Annotated in this window: 17 protein-coding genes and 1 tRNA gene; 6 read left to right on the top strand and 12 right to left on the bottom strand. The window is 64.2% G+C overall.

What is annotated here, in order from left to right:
* Nucleotides 1–20 precede the first annotated feature (20 nt).
* From ACH5N8_RS04440 to ACH5N8_RS04430, 3 genes are read right to left on the bottom strand one after another with little or no spacing between them, the layout of a single operon-like run.
* Nucleotides 21–2,147 (bottom strand): glycosyl hydrolase family 57, encoded by a 2,127-nt coding sequence (locus tag ACH5N8_RS04440; protein ID WP_483282661.1) that lies wholly within the window; start codon nucleotides 2,145–2,147, stop codon nucleotides 21–23.
* Nucleotides 2,144–3,544 (bottom strand): nicotinate phosphoribosyltransferase, encoded by a 1,401-nt coding sequence (locus ACH5N8_RS04435; RefSeq protein WP_483282660.1) that lies wholly within the window; start codon nucleotides 3,542–3,544, stop codon nucleotides 2,144–2,146. The genes ACH5N8_RS04440 and ACH5N8_RS04435 overlap by 4 nt, the downstream gene beginning before the upstream one ends.
* On the bottom strand, nucleotides 3,537–4,127 hold the full coding sequence (locus ACH5N8_RS04430; protein ID WP_483282659.1) for an isochorismatase family protein: 591 nt from the start codon (nucleotides 4,125–4,127) through the stop codon (nucleotides 3,537–3,539). Before ACH5N8_RS04430 ends, ACH5N8_RS04435 begins: the two co-directional genes overlap by 8 nt.
* Before the next feature lie 172 nt (nucleotides 4,128–4,299).
* On the opposite strand from ACH5N8_RS04430, the gene ACH5N8_RS04425 reads away from it, so the two are divergent.
* A complete protein-coding gene (locus tag ACH5N8_RS04425) occupies nucleotides 4,300–5,082 on the top strand; it encodes a class I SAM-dependent methyltransferase (protein ID WP_483282658.1) in 783 nt (260 codons plus the stop codon).
* On the opposite strand, the gene ACH5N8_RS04420 is transcribed toward ACH5N8_RS04425, so the two are convergent.
* The 3 genes from ACH5N8_RS04420 to ACH5N8_RS04410 form a co-directional block, all read right to left on the bottom strand.
* Nucleotides 5,079–5,591 carry an O-acetyl-ADP-ribose deacetylase gene (locus ACH5N8_RS04420; protein WP_483282657.1) on the bottom strand — a complete coding sequence of 171 codons (513 nt, stop codon included), beginning with the start codon at nucleotides 5,589–5,591 and terminating at the stop codon, nucleotides 5,079–5,081. The genes ACH5N8_RS04425 and ACH5N8_RS04420 overlap by 4 nt on opposite strands.
* Nucleotides 5,592–5,675: 84 nt before the next feature.
* Nucleotides 5,676–6,116, bottom strand: a complete 441-nt coding sequence (locus tag ACH5N8_RS04415) for a hypothetical protein (RefSeq protein WP_483282656.1) — start codon at nucleotides 6,114–6,116, stop codon at nucleotides 5,676–5,678.
* A gap of 198 nt (nucleotides 6,117–6,314) precedes the next feature.
* Entirely contained in the window at nucleotides 6,315–8,078 is a 1,764-nt protein-coding gene (locus ACH5N8_RS04410; protein ID WP_483282655.1) for a glycoside hydrolase family 3 protein, read from the bottom strand.
* Between the two features lie 203 nt (nucleotides 8,079–8,281).
* On the opposite strand from ACH5N8_RS04410, the gene dctP reads away from it, so the two are divergent.
* Both dctP and ACH5N8_RS04400 read left to right on the top strand, forming a co-directional pair.
* Entirely contained in the window at nucleotides 8,282–9,316 is a 1,035-nt protein-coding gene (gene dctP / locus ACH5N8_RS04405) for a TRAP transporter substrate-binding protein DctP (RefSeq protein ID WP_483282654.1), read from the top strand.
* Nucleotides 9,313–10,812, top strand: coding sequence for a sensor histidine kinase (locus tag ACH5N8_RS04400; RefSeq protein ID WP_483282653.1), 1,500 nt, complete (start codon nucleotides 9,313–9,315; stop codon nucleotides 10,810–10,812). The genes dctP and ACH5N8_RS04400 overlap by 4 nt, the downstream gene beginning before the upstream one ends.
* Nucleotides 10,813–10,834: 22 nt before the next feature.
* Here ACH5N8_RS04400 and ACH5N8_RS04395 read toward each other — a convergent pair whose 3' ends face one another.
* Both ACH5N8_RS04395 and ACH5N8_RS04390 read right to left on the bottom strand, forming a co-directional pair.
* The gene (locus ACH5N8_RS04395) at nucleotides 10,835–11,920 is read right to left on the bottom strand and encodes a glycosyltransferase family 2 protein (RefSeq protein WP_483282652.1); all 1,086 of its coding nucleotides are present in this window, start codon (nucleotides 11,918–11,920) and stop codon (nucleotides 10,835–10,837) included.
* Nucleotides 11,921–12,150: 230 nt separating this feature from the next.
* The gene (locus ACH5N8_RS04390; RefSeq protein WP_483282651.1) at nucleotides 12,151–13,005 is read right to left on the bottom strand and encodes a hypothetical protein; all 855 of its coding nucleotides are present in this window, start codon (nucleotides 13,003–13,005) and stop codon (nucleotides 12,151–12,153) included.
* Nucleotides 13,006–13,457: 452 nt separating this feature from the next.
* Here ACH5N8_RS04390 and ACH5N8_RS04385 point away from each other — a divergent pair, with 452 nt between their 5' ends.
* Nucleotides 13,458–14,135, top strand: a complete 678-nt coding sequence (locus tag ACH5N8_RS04385; protein ID WP_483282650.1) for a response regulator — start codon at nucleotides 13,458–13,460, stop codon at nucleotides 14,133–14,135.
* A gap of 602 nt (nucleotides 14,136–14,737) precedes the next feature.
* Here the strand turns inward: ACH5N8_RS04385 and ACH5N8_RS04380 are convergent.
* Complete coding sequence (locus tag ACH5N8_RS04380) at nucleotides 14,738–15,688, bottom strand: IS5 family transposase (protein WP_483282649.1); 951 nt, start codon at nucleotides 15,686–15,688, stop codon at nucleotides 14,738–14,740.
* A gap of 343 nt (nucleotides 15,689–16,031) precedes the next feature.
* Between ACH5N8_RS04380 and ACH5N8_RS04375 the strand changes: the two genes are divergently transcribed.
* The gene (locus ACH5N8_RS04375) at nucleotides 16,032–17,636 is read left to right on the top strand and encodes a hypothetical protein (protein WP_483282648.1); all 1,605 of its coding nucleotides are present in this window, start codon (nucleotides 16,032–16,034) and stop codon (nucleotides 17,634–17,636) included.
* Between the two features lie 690 nt (nucleotides 17,637–18,326).
* On the opposite strand, the gene ACH5N8_RS04370 is transcribed toward ACH5N8_RS04375, so the two are convergent.
* The 3 genes from ACH5N8_RS04370 to efp all read right to left on the bottom strand — a co-directional run bounded on the left by ACH5N8_RS04370 (nucleotide 18,327) and on the right by efp (nucleotide 20,152).
* A tRNA-Ser gene (locus ACH5N8_RS04370) sits at nucleotides 18,327–18,414 on the bottom strand.
* An 88-nt stretch (nucleotides 18,415–18,502) separates the two neighbouring features.
* A complete protein-coding gene (gene epmA, locus ACH5N8_RS04365; protein WP_483282647.1) occupies nucleotides 18,503–19,504 on the bottom strand; it encodes an EF-P lysine aminoacylase EpmA in 1,002 nt (333 codons plus the stop codon).
* An 81-nt stretch (nucleotides 19,505–19,585) separates the two neighbouring features.
* A complete protein-coding gene (efp, locus tag ACH5N8_RS04360) occupies nucleotides 19,586–20,152 on the bottom strand; it encodes an elongation factor P (protein WP_460028177.1) in 567 nt (188 codons plus the stop codon).
* 84 nt (nucleotides 20,153–20,236) lie between these two features.
* Between efp and epmB the strand changes: the two genes are divergently transcribed.
* Nucleotides 20,237–21,217: an EF-P beta-lysylation protein EpmB gene (gene epmB / locus ACH5N8_RS04355; RefSeq protein WP_483282646.1), complete on the top strand. Its 981-nt coding sequence runs from the start codon at nucleotides 20,237–20,239 to the stop codon at nucleotides 21,215–21,217.
* Nucleotides 21,218–21,267: the final 50 nt, after the last annotated feature.

Genomic DNA, 21,267 nt, shown 5'->3' with positions numbered 1-21,267 from the left:
GCACGCCTGGCCAGTCCTGGCTAGGGCAGGAAGATGCGTTCCAGGGAGCCCCATGCGACATTCCCGCGCCGGTCTTCCGCTTCGATGAAATAGCGCACGTCACCCAGGCCGACCGGCAGTTCGGCGGTGAGGTAGTCGGCCGTGGCCAGCGCGCCGGTGCGCGAGGGGTAAGGGCCATGGTTGCGCATGGCGAGACGGCTCTCGCCCGCGGCCGTGCGCAACACCAGCTCGACCCGCTTGAGGCCGGAGACATCGGCCACGAAGGTGTGTGCGACGCCCTGGCGCGGCGCGTCGAGCAGGCAACCCTGGCCCCAGCGCTGGCCGCCGGGATTTTCCGGCGTCACCCAGGGCGGGAAGATGGTCGGCCCGCTGCGATCGTGGCCGGCGGCGAGCAGGGGGTTCAGCGCCGGCCCGAGCAGGCCGTGGGCCAGGTTGGCGGCCTGGGTCACCTGCCGGTCCCAGACCTCCTGGCCGGTCCAGTACCAGTAGCAGCTGGTTTCGGCGGTCAGCAGCAGGCGGATGGCCTCGGCCAGGGCGGGATGCTCGGGCTCGGCACACTCCAAGGTCTGCACCCGGTTCTGGAAGGCGGTCAGTACCGCCCAGGAGTTGAGGTCGGGCGAGTACGGCTGATCGTAGCGGCTGAACCACTTCATGAACTGCGGATCGCCGTTGTCGGCGCCGGCCCAGGACCCCGGTTCGATATGGATCACCCGGTCGGGGTCGGGCGGAAAGCGTTGCAGGTAATCCTCGACCGTGGTCAGCTCGAAGCTGCGATCCTGTTGCAGCCATTCGACCAGCCGGCCGGTGTTGTGGTGGTAGTAGCTGTCGGCGCCGCCGCCGTGGTTGTCGCCATCGGAATGCAGCAGGAAGAACGGCGGATGCGCGGGATCGAAGCTGTTGCTCTCGACGATGCGGTCGTACACCTGGCCCAGCACGTCCGGGTATTGCAGGGCGCCGAAGCCGCCGCGCGCGTCCTCGTTGCCGATGTAGCGCTCCGCCGGCACGGCGATGAGCTGGTGCAGATGGCCGTCCGGGTCCTCGTAGCCGACATATTCCGGCCGCAACAGGCCGGGGGAAATCTTCGAACCGGCCCAGATGTTGTGCAGTTGCAGCCAGTCGTCCACCGGCGGGTTGACCTGCTCGGCCGGGTTGGGCGGCAGCATGCCCTCGCCGATGCCGGCATAGGGGTAGTCGCGACAGGCGCGGAAGCGGTGGATGGAGTCGTAGATCACCGCCTCGATGCCGGCCTCGACCAGCGCCGGGATCATGCGCACATGGAAGGCGGTCTCGGGCGGAAACAGCACCCGCGAGGCCTCGACGCCGAAGGCGCGGCGAATGGCGTCGCGATGCCAGTGAATCTGGCGCACGATGTCGCGGTGCGGGATCAGCGGCATCAGCGGATGGAAGAAGCCGAAGGCGGAAAACGACACGCGCGGGTTGCCCAGCGTCGTGCGGGCGCCGGCGATGGCGCGCAGCGGCTGGTTCCAGCCGGCGAAGCGGCCGCCGCACAGACCCTCGTCGCCGCAGCGGTCGAGCTGCTCGATCAGCGAGCCGCTCCAGCTGGTCGACAGGCCCGCATGCGGCAGGCCGCCATTGAGGTACTGGCGCGCGGCGGCGGGAATGAAATCGGTGTAGTTGCCGCCGCGGGAACCGAAGATGCCATCCTTCTCGCCGTCCCAGTAGTGGCGGTCGGTGGTGTTGTAGTACGGCTGGTGCATGTGCTTGTGAATGCCGAAGTACACCCTGAGCTCGGCACCACCCGACACCACCAGGCGCGGCTCGGCCATGGGACGCGGCGGCGGGATCAGCTGGCATTCCTGGAAGCGCTTGATCCAGTCATCGCCGCCGGCCTCGGCCAGGTTCGCCCGTCGGCAGCCTTCCACCTGCACGGTGATGCGGCCGCCTTCAAGGAGGCCGGCCGGGATGCTGGCGACATACTGCCAGGCGCCGCTGGCCTCGCGGCTGCCGGTGATCGCCTGGTCCTTGATGAGTTTCTGGCGACCCTGGCCATGCAGGATCACCTGCGGAAAGGGAACCTCGCCGTCGGCGCTGAAGCGGATGTCGAAGGCCGGGTTGCGGCCGTCCGCCGCGCAGGGCAGCTGCGCGGGGCAGTGTGTCAGCTCAAGGCGGGTGAAAACGTGCGTCATGATGACCTCTCTCGCGTGCGGGATATCGGGGATGTCCCACCGCAGGGCGCCGGCAGGCGGGCGCCCTGGTGGTCCTGCCGGTCCAGCGCCGCCGCCAGCGCCCGCAGGCTGTCGGCAACCCGCACCGGATAGGGCTCGGTGGCGCCGGGCTGGCACAGGGCGGGCGGCAAGCTGTCGAGCTGCGCCCGGGCATGGTCGCGCACCTCGGCCAGGGGCGGCGAAGCGGCCAGCCGCCGGCCAGCACGCATCACCGGTCGCAGCAGGGGAATGCCGGCCGCGCTGTCGTCCACCAGGGTCAGGGTATCACCCGTGGCCCGGCCAAGCGCGTCGAATGTCCGGAACACCTGCTTGCGCCCCGGCCAGGTTGCCTTGCCTTCGGAGCGCTTGCGGCGGGCGACGCCGGCATATTCCTGCAACTTGTAGGCACAATCGAGATACGGCTGGTCGCTGCTGGTGTTCATGCGGGTGCCGACGCCGAAGCCGTCGATGGGCGCGCCATCCGCCACCAGCTGGCGGATGCTGTCCTCGTCCAGGCTGCTGCTGGCGATGATCCTGACCCCGGGAAAACCGCCGGCATCGAGGATGGCGCGGACCTGCCGGGCATGTTCGGCCAGATCGCCGCTGTCCAGCCGCACGCCCTGGATGCCCCTGCCCTCGCCGGCCCAGCGCCGCAGCAGCGGCACCAGGGAATGCGCGGCCGCTTCGGTGTCGTAGGTATCGATCAGCAGCGTCGTGCCCGCCGGATGCGACTGGACGAAATGCTCGAAGGCCATGAGCTCGCAATCGTGGGCCTGGATGTAGGCATGCGCCAGCGTGCCGAACAGCGGGATGCCCCAGCGCATGCCGGCCAGCACGGTGGCGCTGCCGTCGAAACCGGCGATATGGCTGGCGCGCGCGGACAAGAGCCCCGCCTCCGCGCCGTGGGCGCGGCGCAGGCCGAAGTCGGCCAGTAGCCGGTCCGGCGCGGCGAGCCGCACGCGGGCAGCCTTGGAGGCGATCAGGGTCTGGAAATGCAGGAGGTTGATGATGCGGGATTCGACGAACTGTGCCTCCGGCAGCGGCGCTGTCACCCGCAGGATCGGCTCGTCGGCGAAAAACACCGTGCCTTCCGGCATGGCGTCGACGTCGCCGGTGAAGCGGAAATCGGCCAGGCTGTCGACAAAGCCGGCGTCGAACCGGCCCGAATCGCGCAGCCAGGCCAGCTCCTCCGGCGTGAACGCCAGCTGCTCCAGGTAGTCGAGCACCTGCTCCAGCCCGGCCGCCATGAGAAACCGGCGCCGCGCCGGCAGGCGGCGGACGAAAAACTCGAATACCGCCGTTTCCCGCATGCCTTGGTCGGCATACGCCTTGAGCATGGTCAGCTGGTAGAGATCGGTGAGCAGGGCCGCTTCAGCCATGACGAGACCCGATCGGGATGGCGCCCTCGGCGGTCATGCGGGCCATGGCCCGGTCGCCATCGCCGGGCTCGGCGTCGACCGCGCGCAGGGCCTCGACCAGCAGCAGCACCCGGAAGCCCAGCCGCAGGGCATCCAGCACGGTGTTGAGGACGCAGTAGTCGGTCGCCAGCCCGCCGACCCAGAGCCGGGTGACGCCGGCGGCGCGCAGTTCCGCTTCCAGCGCGGTCCCGGTGAAGGCGGAGTAGGTCTCGCGATCAGCGCAGTCCGGCTTGTCGATGATCCGGGCGACCGGCGGCAACCGCAGGGCGATGGGAAAATCCGCGCCAGGCGAACCCTTGACGCAGTGGCGGGGCCAGGGGCCGCCCTGCGCCCGGAAGGAGCAGTGATCGGGCGGATGGCAGTCGCGGGTGGCGAAAACGGGCAGCGCGCGGGCGGCGAAGATCGCCAGCCAGCCGTTGAGCGGCGCGACGACCTCATCGCCCGCCGGCACGGGCAGCGCGCCGCCCGGGAGAAAATCGTTCTGCACGTCGATGATCACCAGCGCATCGCCCGTTTCCGCCCCGACGGTTTCCGGTATTGACATGAGCTTCTCGATTCCCGTGGCATCACGGCGCCTTGGATGCCGGCCATGTTACCGGCTGCGGCGCCGGCGGCCAATGCAGCCATGCCGCGGGGCATGGCCCGGCCGAGGGTCGTGCCGCTGTTCCTTTCTCCGGCGATGTGCTGAGATAGCCGAGGACTGACCGGAGCCCTACATGAGCGAACTGCGACGATTCCGCTGGGAAGACCCGGACTACGAACGTGCCTTTGCGACCCTGCTGGCAAGCTCGGGCGAACGGCCGCATGTGCATGCCTACCTGCGCGGGATATGCAGCCGCTATCCGGCCGAGGCCCTGGCGGTGGACTGGGGCGCGGGTGGCGGTGACCTGACCCGGCTGCTGCTGGAGCGCTTCCGGCACGTCCTGGCGGTGGAACCCAGCCCCGTGTTCCGCGCCCGGCTGGCCGCCGATTGCCCGGGCGCCGAGGTCGTGGCGGGCACCCTGGGCACCACCGTGCCGCCGCGGCCGGTGGATGTCGGCATCATCAGCCATGTGCTCTATCACATCCCCGATCACAAGTGGGCCGCCAGCGTGTTGCGGGCCGCCCGGCAGCTGTCGGATGACGGCGTGCTGCTGGTGCTGCTGAAGGATCCGGACTCGGGCTGCAACCGGATGCTGGAACATTTCGGCGCGGCCCGCTTCAACCTGGTGGAAGGGCTCTGGCCCGTGATGGCCATGGACGGGGGCTTCAATTACGCCCTCGACCGCGTACCGGGCTCGTTCGTGACACACCGCCTGGAGGACACGCTGGCAATCGCCCGCCTGGCGCTCTGCGATCGCGACCAGGACGCCTTCTCCCGGCCGGTCAGCGAGGAGGACTTTGTCGATTATGTGCGCCGGCACTTCTGGGACGAGACCAGCGGCCGGGGCGGCTGGCACTATGACGTGCTGATCTGCGCGCTGCGCAGGCGGCCCGCGCCGCCAGGGGAACGGGCCTAGACACTGCCGCGGGAAGCGAGTTGGCGCAGGTAGACCGCGCAGTCGGCGGCCGAGAAACAGCAGAAACTTACCTGCAGCCCCGGCGCTCGCTCGACGACCGCGCCGACGGTGCCGATGGCGACGGCGGCGGCCAGCTCGACCGGATAACCATAGGCGCCCGTGCTGATGGCGGGAAAGGCGATGCTGGCCAGCCGCTGCCCCAGCGCCAGTTCGAGCGCATGACGGTAGCACCTCGCCAATAGCTCGGCCTCGCCATGATGACCGCCGCGCCAGATCGGTCCCACGGCGTGGATGACGTAGCGGGCCGGCAAACCGAAGGCCGGCGTGATGCGCGCCTCGCCGGGCGGACAACCGCCGAGGGCACGACAGGCTTCCAGCAGTTCCGGCCCCGCCGCCCGATGAATGGCGCCATCCACCCCGCCGCCACCGAGCAGGCTGGTATTGGCGGCATTGACGATGGCATCGACGCTCAGCGTCGTGATGTCGGCCAGGACGACACGCATCGGCATGGGTTGCTGTCCGTCGGGCGTCGCGCCCCCGGCCGATGGCCTTGCCCTGCGCAACGGCTGCTGTCGGACGGTGACGGCGCGGGCTTACTGACGGATGAATTCACCCAGCGAGGCAGCGATGGTGTTCGAAAGCGGGGTGCTGCCCTTGAGGGATTTGATGACTCGACCCGAGTCGCCCACGACAAAATGGATCGGGTTGGTCCGTTCGCCAAAATAGCCGGTGCAGGTCCTGGAATCGAAGACCACGGGAAAGCTTTTCCCCTCGACTTCCCGGGCAATGTCGCCGCTGCCCGCGTAGGCGGAGAAGACCTTGACGAAGGTCAGCGTATTGCCCTTGATCTCGGCCGAGGTGATGTCGTAGCGGACATTGGCGACGCTGTTCTGGTATCCCGGAGGTTGGGACACCTGACTCATGATGGTGTACTCAACCGACGAGACATACTTGCCGCTCAGCCGTTTGGGACAGGCGGCCTGAGCATGGGCGGCCAGACAGCAAAGCCCGAGGGCAACGAGATATCGCGTCATCTTCTCCACCATGCGGCTGACGAAAGGGTTCACATCGGGCGTTCTGCGGGCAACCGCTGCGGCAGCGCCCGGCTCGGGCTTGCCGCGACAGGTCGATCGATAGGGTCGCCGCAAGCATAACAAATCCTCCCCGGCCGTCGTGGCGTCCGCGCGGCACCGGACGGTCGCGGAGCCCCCTCACCGATCCGAACCGATGTTTCAGCGCCAGCGCAGACCGAAGCCGTAGGGGTAGAGGATCTGCTCCGGTGCGGTCAGCGAGGGTATCGAAACCGGCAGCTTGCCCCGTGGCGGGAGGGCTCCCGTGATGATCTTGATGGCGGATGCCATCGCCACGCCGCGGAAGGAGTAGCTCGCCAGATAGGTGGGCGCTTCGGGGAAGGCGGCGATGTCGTAGGGCGTCCCGGTGGCGACGATCGCCACGGGAACACCCGTCCCGAGCAGGTCTTTGACCAGCGGGATCTGTTCGACATATTGGAGAGCGTTGTAGATCGCGACAACGATCAGATCCTGTCCCCGCGACCGGGCGAGGGCCGCCTGCCGTTGCTCCACGCCCGGCCTGAGCCCGGTTTCCAGCAAGGTGACGGCCGCGCCCCGGCCCGAGAGCGCACTGGCCAAGGCCGGCGCCGCGACACTGCGCCCGACCACCAGCACCTTGCGCTGCCGGACCCTGGCCGGCAGCAGCCGGGACCGGTTGGCGATCAACGTGGGGGTTGCGTCGCTGATGCGCTGGGCCACCCGCAAGTGCCGCGGACGGCCGACGATGCGGCTGACCCGCTGCTCGTCCACGTAGGGCGCGGCGATCAGGCCGAGCTGCCGTTTCAGCCTGAGGATGCGGGCCACCGAGGCATCCAGCCGGGTTCCGGGAATCTCGCCGCTGCGGACGGCCGAGAGAACGGCGTTGTAGGCCAGCTTCAGGTCGGGAGGATCCAGCAGCTGGTCGACGCCGGCCAGGATCGCCAGCACCGCCACGCGGTCATCGCCGTATGTCTGGCGCACAGCCTCCATGCGCAGGGAATCGGTCACCACGACGCCGTCGTAGTGCATCTCACCGCGCAACAACCCGGTGACGATCGGTCTGGACAAGGTAGCAGGGCTGCCGGAAGGATCGAGCGCCGGCACAACGATATGGGCGGTCATGATGGACAGGACACCGGCGGCGATGGCCGAACGGAACGGCGGCAGGTCGATGCTGTCCAGCTGTTGGCGGTCGTGGGTGATCACCGGCAGGCCGGTATGGCTGTCGACGCTGGTGTCGCCATGCCCGGGAAAGTGCTTGGCGGCAGAGACCATGCCGACATCCCGGAAGCCCCGTACCTGTGCCTGGACGAAGCGGGCCACCAGCGAAGCGCGGGCGCCGAACGAACGGATGCCAATCACCGGGTTGGCGGGATTGATATTGACATCGGCCACCGGCGCGTAATCGCCGAAGACGCCCAGCGCGGCCAGCTCCCGCCCGGTAATCCGGGCGGCAATCCGGGCGGCACCCGGTTGGCGGGAAGCGCCCAGCGCCATACTGCCGGGGAACTGCGTCGCCGGCGGTCCCACCCGAACCACCAGCCCCTGCTCCTGGTCGATGGTGGTGAGGATGGGGATAGGCACGCGGGCTTCCTCGGCGGCGGCCTGGACGGCATTGCCGAAACGCGCCAGGGCCTCCGGCGTCGTGATGTTGTCCCCGAAGTAGATCAAGCCGCCCACATGGTAGGTCCGGACAAGCGCCAGCGCGTTGTCGACGCCCGCCTCGCGGCGGTTTTGCGCGACCGCCGCGGGATCGGCCGTGTCGGCGGTGACGCCTCGCGCGCGGCTGACGAACAGCTGCCCTACCTTCTCCTCCAGGGTCATGCGGGCGAGGGTCCTGGATATCCACAGGGCTTCCTGCGGCCCGGGTGTCGCCGCGACCAGGCCCGGTATCGTCAGGAGACCGAGGATGACCCACCAGGGCCTGGGTTGCGGGCACGGCATCATGGTGCGTGAGACATGCGGAGGATGGGTTTCATGACCGGGATCGAGGGTGCGATTCGCCCGGAAGAGCCGGTAAGTTACGAAATTCTGACGATACCTGTCAGCAGGCGCCAGGGCCACCCTCGTCAGCCTATCCTTCCCTGGCAAAAGGCCCGCCAGACCAGCGTGATTCACCCGACAGAACATCATTTATGTGGTCAAGGATAGTGTTCGCCAGCCTTCTCGCCTGGGGGTTTGTCTATGCCTGGCAAAAGCTGGACAGCGTTCCCATCAAGGTTGTGGGACAACCCTCCATCACCGGCATGATCCAGCAACAGGAGCAACGCTTCTTCGAGCAGCTGGCCGCCACCACAGGCCTGCCCCTTGAGGTGCGCTATACGCCCAATGACCGTCTGGGTATCAAGGATACCTACCAGTTGCTGATGCTGAAGACGGGCGCGCTGGATCTGGTTTCGCTGCGTTTTCTGCAGAATGCCACGGTCGAACCCGGCCTGCTGGGCGTCGACCTGCTGGGGGCCTCCTCCGATTTCGGAACGGCCCGCGCGGCGGCCGAGGTCTATGCGCCGCTTCTGGATCGCCTGCTGCGTCGGGATTTCAACGCCAAGCTCCTGGGGGTATGGCCATTTGGTCCCCAGGTGTTTTTCTGCCGCAGGCGCATTGCGGGCCTGAGGGATCTGGCGGGACTCAAGGTCAGGGTCGGGAGCGAGAATTTCGCGCCCTTGATCGCCTTCTTCGGTGGAACAGCGGTGGTTCTGCCGATCGAGGACGTGAAGGATGCGCTGAGGCAAGGCCTGGTCGATTGCGCCATTACCAGCGCGATGTCGGGCAACGCCGCGGGCTGGCCGCAGTACTCGACCCACTTCTTCGGGCCGAGCACCCAGATGGGCATCAACGGCTACCTGATCAACCTGACCCTGTGGGATCGTCTGTCCCGGCATCAGCAGGCCACGCTGGAAACGGCTGTCAAGACCCATGTGGCGGCGATATGGGCCAACGCGGAGCGTTTTCATGAGGCGTTTACCGCCTGTAACGTGGGAGGCCCCTGCGCCCATGGCGTGCCCTACCATCTCGTCAACGTCATCCCCCGTCCCGAGGACCACCAGCGCCTCCAAGCGGCCTTTGAGCAAACCACCTTCAGGGATTGGTCCGCACGGTGCGATCGGCTGCACCCGGGCTGCTCGGAGGAATGGCGGCAGACGGTCGCTCCGGTCCTGGGCATCCCCTTGGGCCCGGCCAGATGAGGCCCGATGTCCCGCCTTCGCGCGAGTGGTTGAGAACCGCCGCGCTGCCGCTGCAGGTGATCGGCATCCTGAGCTGCCTGATCCTCGTCCTGAACTTCTGCCTGGAAATTCTGGTGTTGCTGACCTTGCAGCGCAGTCACCACCTGCTCCTCCTGGCATTGCTGATTTGCCTGGCGGTCTGGGCGATGGTGGAAGCCCTGGTCCTGAACATCCGCGGATCGTCCCTGCCGCACCAGAAACTGTTGTGGTTGTTGGTCGGCCAACTGGCCATCGAGTGCGCCAGGCTGGCCCTGGCCCTGTTCGGGCCCCCCAGCGGCATCGATCGGACCTATGGTATCGGCACGGTCCGCCTGGGACCGCTGCTCGCGCTCCTGCCCCTGTATGTCGCGATGTTCCTGGCCATCGGCCGGACGCTCATCGCGAGCCATACGACCGAGATCGCCGCCGCCTACCAGACCATCCTGCGGCTGGAGCAAACCGCCCTGAAACTGACCGATGCCATCGCGGTCGGCCTCTTTGCGCTGGTCCGGAGGCCTGGCGAGGACCGGTGGCGCTATACCTTCCTCAGCGCCCGATTTCTCAAGCTCATGGGCGTCAGGAGACAGGATGTCCTGCACGATCCCCGGCGTGCCCATGCCTGTGTCCATCCCGACGACCGCATGGCCTGGGAACAGGCGCACGCCGCCGCCTGCCACCAGCAGCGCGAGCTGTCCGGCCAGGCGCGCCTGGTCATTCATGGGTCAACCCGCTGGGTGAGCGTTCATGCGCTGCCGCGGAATTTGGCGGACGGCTCGACGGTCTGGGAGGGCGTCCTGACTGATATCACCGATACCGTGCTCTCCCGGCAGGCCATCGAAAGGGCAAACCGCGCCTTCACGGCCATGAAGGTCGAGCGCACGCGACAGCGCGAGCGCGAGCGCTTGCTGCGGGATGTCCACGATGGTTTCGGCTCCCAGTTGGCGACCGCCCGGCTGCGGATGAAACATGAGGGGCTGCCGCAGGCCGAAGTCGATGACCTGCTGCGGCAATGTCTGGACGATTTGCATCTGGTCGTCGACACCATGGGCAACGACGCGCAAAGCCTGCCCGATGCCCTGGCGGATTTGCGTCACCGTTACCAGTACCGGCTCTCGGAGTTCCAGCTGAAGCTGACCTGGCAACTCCAGCTGGACCAATGCCCGTCGCTGGAAAGCCGGCAGATCCTGCAGGTGCTGAGGATCGTGCAGGAAGCCATCAACAATGCCATCAAGCACGCGCGAGCCCGGGAAGTCCGGGTCGAGGCCGCGTATGAGGTCAACGGTCACGTCTGCCTCGCCGTGGCCGATGATGGTGTCGGCCTGCCCGACACGGTCCGGGCGGGACGGGGCCTGGCCAACATGAAAAGCCGGGCGCGGGATCTGGGCGCCGCGTTGTGCCTGGAACCGCTGCATCCCGGTACCCGGGTGTCGCTCAGGCTGCCCCTCCTGCCGACGCGGGAGCCCCTGGATGTCGAGTGACCCGGCGGGGTTCCCGGGACACCTAGGCCCGCGCCGAGGCTAGCCTGGCCCGGGCGAAATCACGGTACGCTTCGATCCTGGGCTGCTCCAACGGCGGGAACCTGGCTTCCGCGAGCAGCCGTTGGGACGCCTCAAGACTCTCCTGGTAGCGGCCGATCCAGTAAGCGCAGATCGCGAGCTCATCCAGCAGCCGCCATTCGTGAACATCCCGCCGGACGAACAGCATGTCGTCGGGCATGGGCATGTCCTTCCCCAGGCTGGCAAACAGATAGCCCAGCGGATAGCGCTGGCTTTCCCGGCAATAGGCCGCCAGCTGCCACAGGGCCTCGGCCCGTGTCGGTCTGAGGGCGAAGGCCTTGAGATGTTCCGCGAGGATGACCGCATGCGGTGCCTTGGCCAGGATGGTCAGCCGGGCCTTCTCGGCCTGGGCCATGTAGGTCTCCTCGGCGCTTCCACCCCGCTCGACCCGCTTCTGGTACCAGTGCAGGGCCTGTTGCGTGTCATTGAGGTCGCGGAAGGTTTGGGCCAGATAAAAATAGTAGCGGCTCAGCAGGGGCTCCGGGGTGGCGGGATCGCGGATGGCGGCCAGCAGCAGCCGCTTGTCCCGCTCGCGCGTGTCGGCCAGGTGTCGGCTATCGCCGCGGTCGTCGATCCAGAGCGTGCTCAAGCGCTCGACGGCGTAGGGCGCCGGGCAATCCCAAGCGGCACGGGTGACGCCTACCGCCACCCAGGGCAGGCGCGCCCGCATCAGGTGGAGGTTCCAGGTGTCGTGGCAGGCTTGCCGCTGCCGGACCCAGTAGGCATCGCTCACGAGTGGCTGCGCCGCCCAACCGGGTTCGATCTGAAGGATCTGATCGGCATCCAGCAGCAGCAGGTAGTCGGCCTGCGGGAATGCCGCCCGGGCCCAGTTGAGGGCGCGACTGCGGTTATGACCGCAGTCGACGAAGGGGTCCGACCGGACCCGGGTCGGCACATGATTCTCCCGCCCCCACTGCTCGATCCGGGCGACGGTATCGTCCGTGGAGCCGGTATCGCAGATGGCGACCGCGTCGAGGATGGGCTTGGCGGCGTCGAGCCAGCGGCGGACCCGTTGGCTTTCATTGCGCACGATCGCACAGAGACAGAGGGTGGGCATCGTGACCATGGGTGAGACAAGGGCCGATCCTGCCGTCCGCGTCGACGGCAAACACCGGGTTGATCGTGGCAGCCGCCCCTCGACCTCACCGGCGGAGGGGACACTGCCTTTGCGGGGATCGGACCTTCGCGCGAGCGCCGCAAGAAGGCCGGCACCGGCGGTGCTGGCCATGGCGGCACCCCCGTCCGGGTCCGCACAGTCGGTTAGACCGGCTCGCCGGAGAGCTGCAGGACGCTCAGGCCAATCGTGACCCTGTCACACGAACCAGCTAGTCTACTCAACGTGAGCCGAGTCGGGCTTGTGACAGACGCATTCACGACGATAGTAAATGGAGTGGATCCCACCGGCGAAAGCTCGATTACTCTTATACCTAGTGGGCTCACTATCTCCATGGCACAGGCATTCCCCGATAGATTCAGCGATACCAGATAGCTGCCGGGTAGAACATCATCGAATCTTATGTCGGCATTTCCGCCGTCTCCAAACAATTCTGGCAAAATCTGCTTGTCACCGGAGCTTTCTACTAACAACTTGCATGTTTCGAAGCCGTTAACGGTAACAGACGGCTCAAAGTTGCAATTGGGCCACCAGGCGGTCGCTGCCCGGCCCGTGCCCGCGGGACCCGCCGGACCTTCCGCACCAGCCACACCCGCGTCACCCTTCGGACCCGCCGGACCCACGGCACCTGCCGGACCGGCCGGACCCATCAGCCCTTCGGGGCCGGTGGCGCCCTGAATGCCCTGCGGACCCATAGGCCCGGCCGGCCCGATGGGACCCGCGATCCCCTGCGGCCCCTGGGCACCCGAGAAGGTAAGCCACTTGCCGGACAACCCCGGCGCTTCGCCCTTGCTGGCTTGCGTGGCGATCCAGGTGCCGTCCTGATAGTTGACGACGCTGCCCACGGTATACAGGGTCTTGGGCTGCCAGGTCCCGGAATAGGTCATCGGCTTGGCCGACCACCAGCCGATGACGGGGGCGGCGCTGACCTCCGCGCTGCTCAGCGCACTCGCACCACACAATATTGCGATGAGCGAGGACGCAAGGGTTTTCTTTAACATATGCATCTCCAAATCCTATCGATAATCACGTCATGTATCCCGACTGAAATAGTCAGGCCATCGCATGCCAGGCATTCATCGAATGACAGCGTCACGACAGCCCGGATAGGTTACTCACATACCGGAATATCACCATCCCATGAAAACGGGACTTATCCCATGAATATGGGAGATCACCGGTCGATATTTGACGAGCCCGTGGCCGGCTGCTATAGAAATATGGCTGATGAGACGGCTCGCCAAGTCACCGTAGCCAGCGGCCATTGAGATATCGCATGGGGTTTGCATCAGCTGTGCTTCATCGATTTATTCACGGGGCACCCCACGTACGGGCCGTACGTCAGGACTCACTCCTGCGACGCCGAATATGCGGACAAACTCGGTCCTGGGCCAGTGCCAAAAGCCGGCTCGCCGCCGGCCAGATACCCCGTTCAAGGACAGCCATAGAGGCCATGATCAAACAAGGACCGACTCTCCGTAAAGCGCTGGAAAAGGTTTTGATCGTGGAAGACAATCCACTGTTCGCGAGACAAATCCGCGACATTCTGATGGGACGTCGCGGAGGCCATCAGATCATTGCATGCCAGACCGGCGCCGCCGCGCTGGAGGTTCTGGGACAACCTAGACTGCGACTTGACCTGGCGTTGATCGATATCGGATTACCCGACATGAGTGGACTGGAGATTATCCGGGCCTTGCGGCATCGCTTCGAGGAACTGCCGATACTGGTCATATCGGTGATTTCCTCGGAACGGACGTTGCTCGAAGCCATCCGCGCGGGCGCACATGGCTATATTCTGAAAGGCGACAGCGAAACCGCCATGGCAAAGTCCATAGACGATGTGCTGGAGGGAAATTACCCGATCAGCCCGGCCTTGGCGCGCAGCCTGTTCAAGTTGGCGGGAGCCCCGATCGGACAAGTGGACGCCCGCAAGCTCAATCTGTCGCCACGGGAATTCGAGACCTTGAAGCTGCTGTCTCGCGGACATTCCTACAAGGATGTAGCCCAGATCATGAACGTCAAGCTCTCGACCGTGCAGACCAATATCCGCAACCTCTACCGCAAACTCCAGGTCAATTCGCAAACGCAGGCCGTGATCAAGGCGCGGGATGCCGGTTTGATCCCCTGAGTGCGGGCCCTGCTAATGACGGCAAGAACAGTTCCGCGTTCGTGGTCCCTCCTGGAGCATGAATCCGAACGCTCCCTGTGTACTGACAGTGGCGATCCTGTCGAACGCGAAGCGACTTGCCATGGCTTCAAACTAACGGTGTGTCGCCACAAGGCTTCCAGGCCGTACTGGCGCGCGAGCCAGATCGCAGACCCGATTTTCGTCACAACAACCCGGTAACGATCGGTCTGGACAGGGTGGCAGGGCTGCCATAACGATCGAGCGCCGGCTCAACGATAGGGGAGGTCATGAGCGGGGACACCGGCGGGGGCCGCCATGCCGACAGCCCGGAAGCCTCGTAGCAATCGACAGGCCCATTCCGCGCGTTCAGCACATCCCCCCCCCCCCCGACTCCACCTGGCTGCTCGCTCCACCGCCGCAAGCAGATTCTCCATTACCCCTCGGTTCGGGAACCTCTGAATAAATCTGCATTTCGGCGAGTGAAGGCCGAGCTGGGTCGTTTTTTTCAGTCACCGTGTCGAAAAGCTCGCGTTTTGACTCATGGATCGCCGGTAATTGTTGCTTTGCTGGGGGTTCCCCACGCTGCGGACGGATGACTCCCGTCATGCTGGCAACTCCCTGCGCTTGAGATAGAGGTTCGCCAGGCCCACCAGCATGAAAACCTGGGCGGCATTCTTGGCCAATCCTTTGTAGCGGACTTTGGTATAGCCAAACTGGCACTTGATGACCCGGAACAGGTGTTCCACCCGGCTGCGGATGGCGGAGTGCTTGCGGTTCCTCTGCTTCTGGCTGGACCCTAAGCGGGACTTTGGACGCGCTTTCAGCGCAACACCCCAGTAGACACCCGCTCTCCGGGCAGCACGCTTGCAGGAATTGTTGGCATACGCCGCATCGCCCAATACCGCTCGGTCGTCCTCCCGCAGGAGGTTGGGCAGTTCGGTGATATCCGCCACATTGGCGGGTGTGACGGATACGGTATGGGCAAGACCGCTATCCACATCCGCGCCGACGTGGATTTTCATGCCGAAGTACCATTGCTTCCCTTTCCTGGTCTGATGCATTTCGGGATCGCGGGCCTTATCCTGGTTCTTGGTCGAGGGCGGGGCATGAAGGATCGTGGCATCGACCATCGTGCCGCCCTTCAGCAACAGACCTTGCTCTTCCAGAACGTCGTTGATCGTGTTCATGAGCTTGGCCGTCAGTGCGTGCCGCTCCAGCAGGCACCGGAAGTTCAAGATCGTGGTTTCGTCCGGCAGTGCGTCGTCCGCAAGCTCCAGCCTGGCAAACCGCCGCAGGGATTCAATCTCGTACAGGGCGTCTTCCAGGCCGGGATCAGACAAGGCATACCACTGCTGGAGACAGTACAACCGCAGCATCGTCGCCAGGGGGTAGGGCTGACGCCCACGCCGGCCAGCCTTGGGATAGTGGGGCTCGATGACCGCCAACAACGCGGCCCAGGGTACCGTCCGTTCCATCTCGGCCAAGAACTTTTCTCGCCGGGTTGGCTTCTTCTTGTGGTCAAAGGCGAGGGAAGCGAAGGTGGTCTGTTTCATAAGGTCACCGCGGGCTGAAGTTCAGTGAAAGCAGCTTACCAGCGATTTGATCAGAGCTTCCTTCGCTCGGTCATGCTCCAATAATATCAATAATGCGGTGATTTTCTCATGGCGACGGTGTTCAAAGCATCCAATACGGCTGGCTTTATTGATATCCTGAACCTGGGTGCTGCCGGCACAAACCCTGTGGCGGTTTAGCGGTTTAGCCCCTTAACCCGAACGATCCCATGCGTTTCAGGGCCCCAGAACATAATAATATAATACATTCCATAAGGGCAACAACATGAGCTCATATAAGTGTGCAAGACACTTGGCTATTGCGTCAGCAATCCTTATCCTGACCATGCAGTCCACATTGGCATCAGATGATGCGCCCGTCACACCCGAGACCTGTTCCGATAAGAATGTTGATAAAACTAACGCCGCTCTCGTGGCCGAGGGGCGGCGTCTCTTCAAGGAAGAAACCTTCCAGGGGAATGGTCGCACATGTGAAACATGTCACCGCGAGAACAAAAACTTCACAATAGATACCGACATTATTGCTCAGCTGCCTGCGTCGGACCCCCTGTTCGTGAACGAGACAAACCCAAAATTGGTCGACCTCGAAAATTCAGAAATGCTGAGGAAATTTGGGTTGATTTGTGAAAATCTTGATGGCTTTGATAAGCCCTGCGTTTTTAGAAGCGTGATGCACACGCTCGGCCTGAGCCAAACCACGGGCGGCACGAATGACCCAAGCTCAGGCGTACCCGGCAACGTTGTGCATGAGACAGGGTGGTCTGGCGATGGGGCACCAGGTGATGGGTCACTCCGATGCTTCGCACTTGGAGCGATCATTCAACACTTTCCCAAGACATTAGATCGTGTAAGGCCCGATCAAGTCACTCAAGGCATGACCGCCGATTTCCGCTTCCCCACGGAGCATGAACTCGATGCTCTGCTCGCATTCCAGCTTGCCTCCGGTCGCCAAGCAACCCTCAATCTGAATTCAATTACCTTCCTGAATAGTTTTGCCGAATACGGAAGAGACGTAACGGCAAATGCCAAGATCCTTACCAGAAAAGGCGTGCGCCAGCTTGAGCTCAACCCCGCCGAGGCCAAACCGGATAAAAGACGTTGCGGCGGATGTCATAATAATGCTGGATCGGATACTGAAATCCAATTCACCAACCGTAACCGGGTCACGAATGTCAGTTTTGCACCGACCTCAGCGGCCTGCAGGGGCTTATCCCTGGAGACACCCCTTGAAGTCTCAGGTGACGGTGGATTTGGAAGAGGCCCCGACAACGCTTATGGCTCAAGCACCTTTTCTGGAGATGTAGCCTGCGCCAATGGAACAACTCTTCGGGCATCCTTCATTGGGGATCTCGTCTATGGCCCCGTCAATGGAGTAAACATGCCTATCCAAGGCTATTTCAATCCTCAGTCCCTATATGAAGCCGCCGATACCGCTCCTTATTTCCATAACAACAGCTTCGATACCCTTGAGGACGCCATAAGGTTCTATGGTAGCGATGCTTTCGATGCCTCTGCTGGCAATGAGGGTCGCGCATTCGCCTTTGGCCCAGCCGATGTCAATAATATTGGTGGCTTTCTACGAGCCCTCAATGCTGCGGAAAATGCCCGCTCGGCCATCACCTACATAGATAAGGCAATCGCGCCCAATCTGGGAGAAAGGGAAGCCAAGGAAATGGTCAAGCTGGCCATTGCCGACACGATGGATGGCATTAAGGTACTGAATACAGGTCCGCTCTCCAAGCCGCCCACCACACCGAACAGAAAAGGCGCATTCTATCCTGACGCAATTCAAACGCTCATGCAAGCCAGGGACATCCTTCACACAGCCATGACCAACAAGGACAAAGGCAGTAATTCTTTATCAGCGCCGTTGAACCAAGCCAGAGCGTTGCTGGCAAAAATTGAGGGTAAGATTTACCGACACAACTGAGCTGCTGCTGTCGATTGGTCAGGCCTTTGGTTGAAACTCGCGACTTTTGCCCGGCTCGCAGCCCCATCAGCCGGCTATTCCGCCCATCCCAGCGATTCCCTGAGGATGGGCGGACCTGTTGGATAGTCATCAAACCCGTCCACCATGGGCGCAACAGCAGTTGCCGCCCACTCTTGAACGCACTCCGATGACAAACCGTGAGGCAGCCAGACTACCGCTTCAGGATGGCTTATATCGGCATTTTTCCCGGAACCTTAAAAGGGGTTATCCCGTGCAAGCAGCCAAGCCTAAAAACTCAAATCAGCATCCCCTGAGGTTCGGCATCATATGCTGGGGTCAAGTCTGATGCGTCGATACGTTCGGCGGCTTCAAGGACCAAGTGACACAGCAAGGTATTCGTGCCCTATTCCCGATATCGGTGCGCGATATTAACCCGGCCATTTTTTATCGAACGGCTACAAACCATGGAAGCCTTGTGTGGCGCGGCAACTGACCCCATGGCCGTACGTTTTATTGTGGCCGGAGTAATATCACAGTGACGCACCGGCCCGAGCGAGAAAAGCAACCGGGCATCAGGCAACCTGGCAACCTTGGCAGGCAGGAGGACTGGAGGGGATAGCCGCCAGGAAGGGCGGCAGAAACATTAGGCAATAAAAAACCCGTTGAATCTCAACGGGTTATCTAAGCTTGTGGCGGAGAGAGAGGGATTCGAACCCTCGATACGTTGCCGTATACACGATTTCCAGTCGTGCGCCTTCGACCACTCGGCCACCTCTCCAGCAAGCCGCAAATTGTAGACCATGCCGACGCGCTTGTCAGCCAAAAACAGCACTTTCCTGCGATGTATCGGCGATACCCACGCAGCCTCAGGCGCGCATCACGGGAAATGCCAGCACCTCGTCGATGGCCGTCTGCCCGAACAGGGCCATCAGCAGACGATCCAGGCCAATGGCGATACCGGCGCAGTCGGGCAATCCGGATGCCAGGGCCGCCAGCAGGCGCTCGTCGATGTCGGGTACGGTAAGGCCAAGGGACCGGCGCATGTCCAGATCCCGTTCGAACCGCGCCCGCTGTTCCCGGGCATCGGCAAGTTCATGAAAGCCATTGCCGAGTTCCATCCCGGCCAGAAAGATTTCCACCCGCTCCACCGTATCGGCGTCGCCGGGACAGCGGGCGGCCAGCGAGGGCATGAAGGCAGGATAGTGATGGACGCTGGTCACCCGCCCCCGGCCGAGGTGTGGCTGCACGAGATGGCTGAAGAGGAGATCCAGCCAGATACTGCGCGTCTCGCCGCAAAGGGCGTGCGCACCGACCAGGCCGTGCGCATCCGCGCAGGCGGCAAATTCATCCAGGCTGGCGGTCACGGGATCGAGACCGAGGTAGCGCCGGCAGACATCCCGGTAACGGAACCGCTCGGGCGCGCCCAGTTCGGCCTCGCCTTCGGCCAAGTGTCGCATCAGTGCCTCGACCTCGTCGATCAGGTCGAACAGGCCATGGCCGACCCGGTACCACTCCAGCAGGGTGAATTCGGGATTGTGCTGACGGCCGCTCTCCTCGTCGCGGAAGGCCTTGCAAATCTGGAAGATGGAGCCACTGCCCGCCGCGAGCAGCCGCTTCATGGCGAATTCCGGGGAAGTTTGCAGGTACAGCGGGGTACCGGCGGACTGGCCGGGCAGGTGGAAGCGGGTGACGAATCCCGTCAGGCCGGGGTCGGTGACGGTGCAGCGCCCCAGCAGGGGGGTTTCGACCTCCAGCACGCCGCGCGCCTCGAAGAAGGCGCGGATGCGGCGATTCAGGCGGGTCCGGCGCAATAGCGCCCGGCGATCGCCGCTCGGCTGCCAGGCGACGTGGCTGGCGGCTTCGTTCACGGAGCGGGCAGACCGGTCATCGGGCAGGACCGCACGACTCGCCCACCGGCGGGGAGCCGGTCGTGCGGCCTGGTGCGGCCGTTACTTGACGCGGGAAACGTATTCGCCGGTCCGGGTATCGACCCGGATCACTTCCTCGCTCTGGATGAACAGCGGTACCCGCACGACGGCGCCGGTCTCCAGGGTGGCCGGCTTGCCGCCACCACCGGAGGTATCGCCACGCACGCCGGGGTCGGTCTCGACGATCTTCAGTTCGACGAAGTTGGGCGGCATGACGCCGATCGGGGTGCCGTTGTAGAGCGTTACCTGGCAGACATCCTGTTCCTTCAGCCATTTCTGCGCATCGGCCACGGCGGCGGCATCGGCGGCGTACTGCTCGAACGTCTCGACGACCATGAAATGCCACATCTCGCCATCGTTGTAGAGATACTGCATGTCGGTATCCACCACGTCGGCGGTTTCCATGGTTTCACCCGACTTGAAGGTGCGCTCGATCACCCGGCCGGTTTTGAGGTTGCGCAGCTTGACGCGGTTGAAGGCCTGGCCCTTGCCAGGCTTGACGAATTCATTCTCGAGGATGGTGTACGGATCGCCGTCCATCATCAACTTCATGCCGTTCCTGAATTCGCTGGTGCTGACAGTCGCCATTCGTGCCTCTGTGGAGTAATGAGCTCGGGAAAAGCTCGCCATTATAATGGAACCCCTTTTGCTTATGCAGCGTTGTTCGCCCTCATGTACCCAAGCTGGCAGACGGAACTGGCCCATGCCTACACGAACCCCCGGGCGCTGCTCGAATACCTGCAACTCGATGCGACGCAATTTCCGCAGCTGGCGGCAGCAGCGGCGACCTTCCCCTTCAAGGTGACGCAAACCTATGCCGAGCAGATGCGCAAGGGTGATCCGGGCGACCCGTTGCTGCGCCAGGTGCTGCCGCTGGCGGAAGAGCTCCGCGCCGTGCCGGGCTTCGGACTCGACCCGGTTGGCGATCTCGCTGCCGCGGCGGCGCCTGGCCTGCTGCACAAATATCGCGGCCGGGCGCTGCTGGTCACCACCGGCGCCTGTGCCATCCACTGCCGCTACTGCTTCCGGCGCGACTTTCCCTACGACGAGCAGCAGCTGGCGCGGCGGCGGGAATCGGCCGCGCTGGCCGCCATTGCCGGCGATCCGGGCATCAGCGAGGTGATCCTCAGCGGCGGCGATCCCTTGGCGCTCGGCGACGAACGGCTGGGGCAGCTGATCCGGGCCATCGCCGAGATCCCGCAGATCCGGCGACTGCGCCTGCATACCCGCATCCCGGTGGTGCTGCCCAGCCGGCTGACGCAGGCGTTGCTCGACAACCTGACTGAAAGCCGTCTCGGCATCGTGGTGGTCATTCACGCGAATCACCCCCGCGAGCTGGGGAGCGCAACCCGCGCCGGACTGGCGGTGCTGTCGGGCCGGGGCTTCCTGCTGCTGAACCAGTCGGTGCTGCTGCGGGGCATCAACGACGATGCTGACACCTTGGCCCAGCTGAGCGAAACCCTGGCCGACGCCGGCACCCTGCCCTACTACCTGCACCTGCTGGACCGGGCACGGGGCACCGCCCATTTCGAGGTCGAGGAAAACCGGGCGCTGGAGCTGATGGAGAGCTTGCGGGCCCGCCTGCCCGGCTATCTGATACCCCGCCTGGTGCGCGAAGTCGCCGGAGAGGCCTGCAAGCGGCCGGTTGGCTGACGTTTCGGACCGGCATGAAAAAGGGGCGTCGAGCGCCCCTTTTGCCGGTC

The organism is Methyloparacoccus sp. NF-16 (genome assembly GCF_056880625.1).
This window is presented reverse-complemented; position numbering and strand designations above follow the sequence as displayed.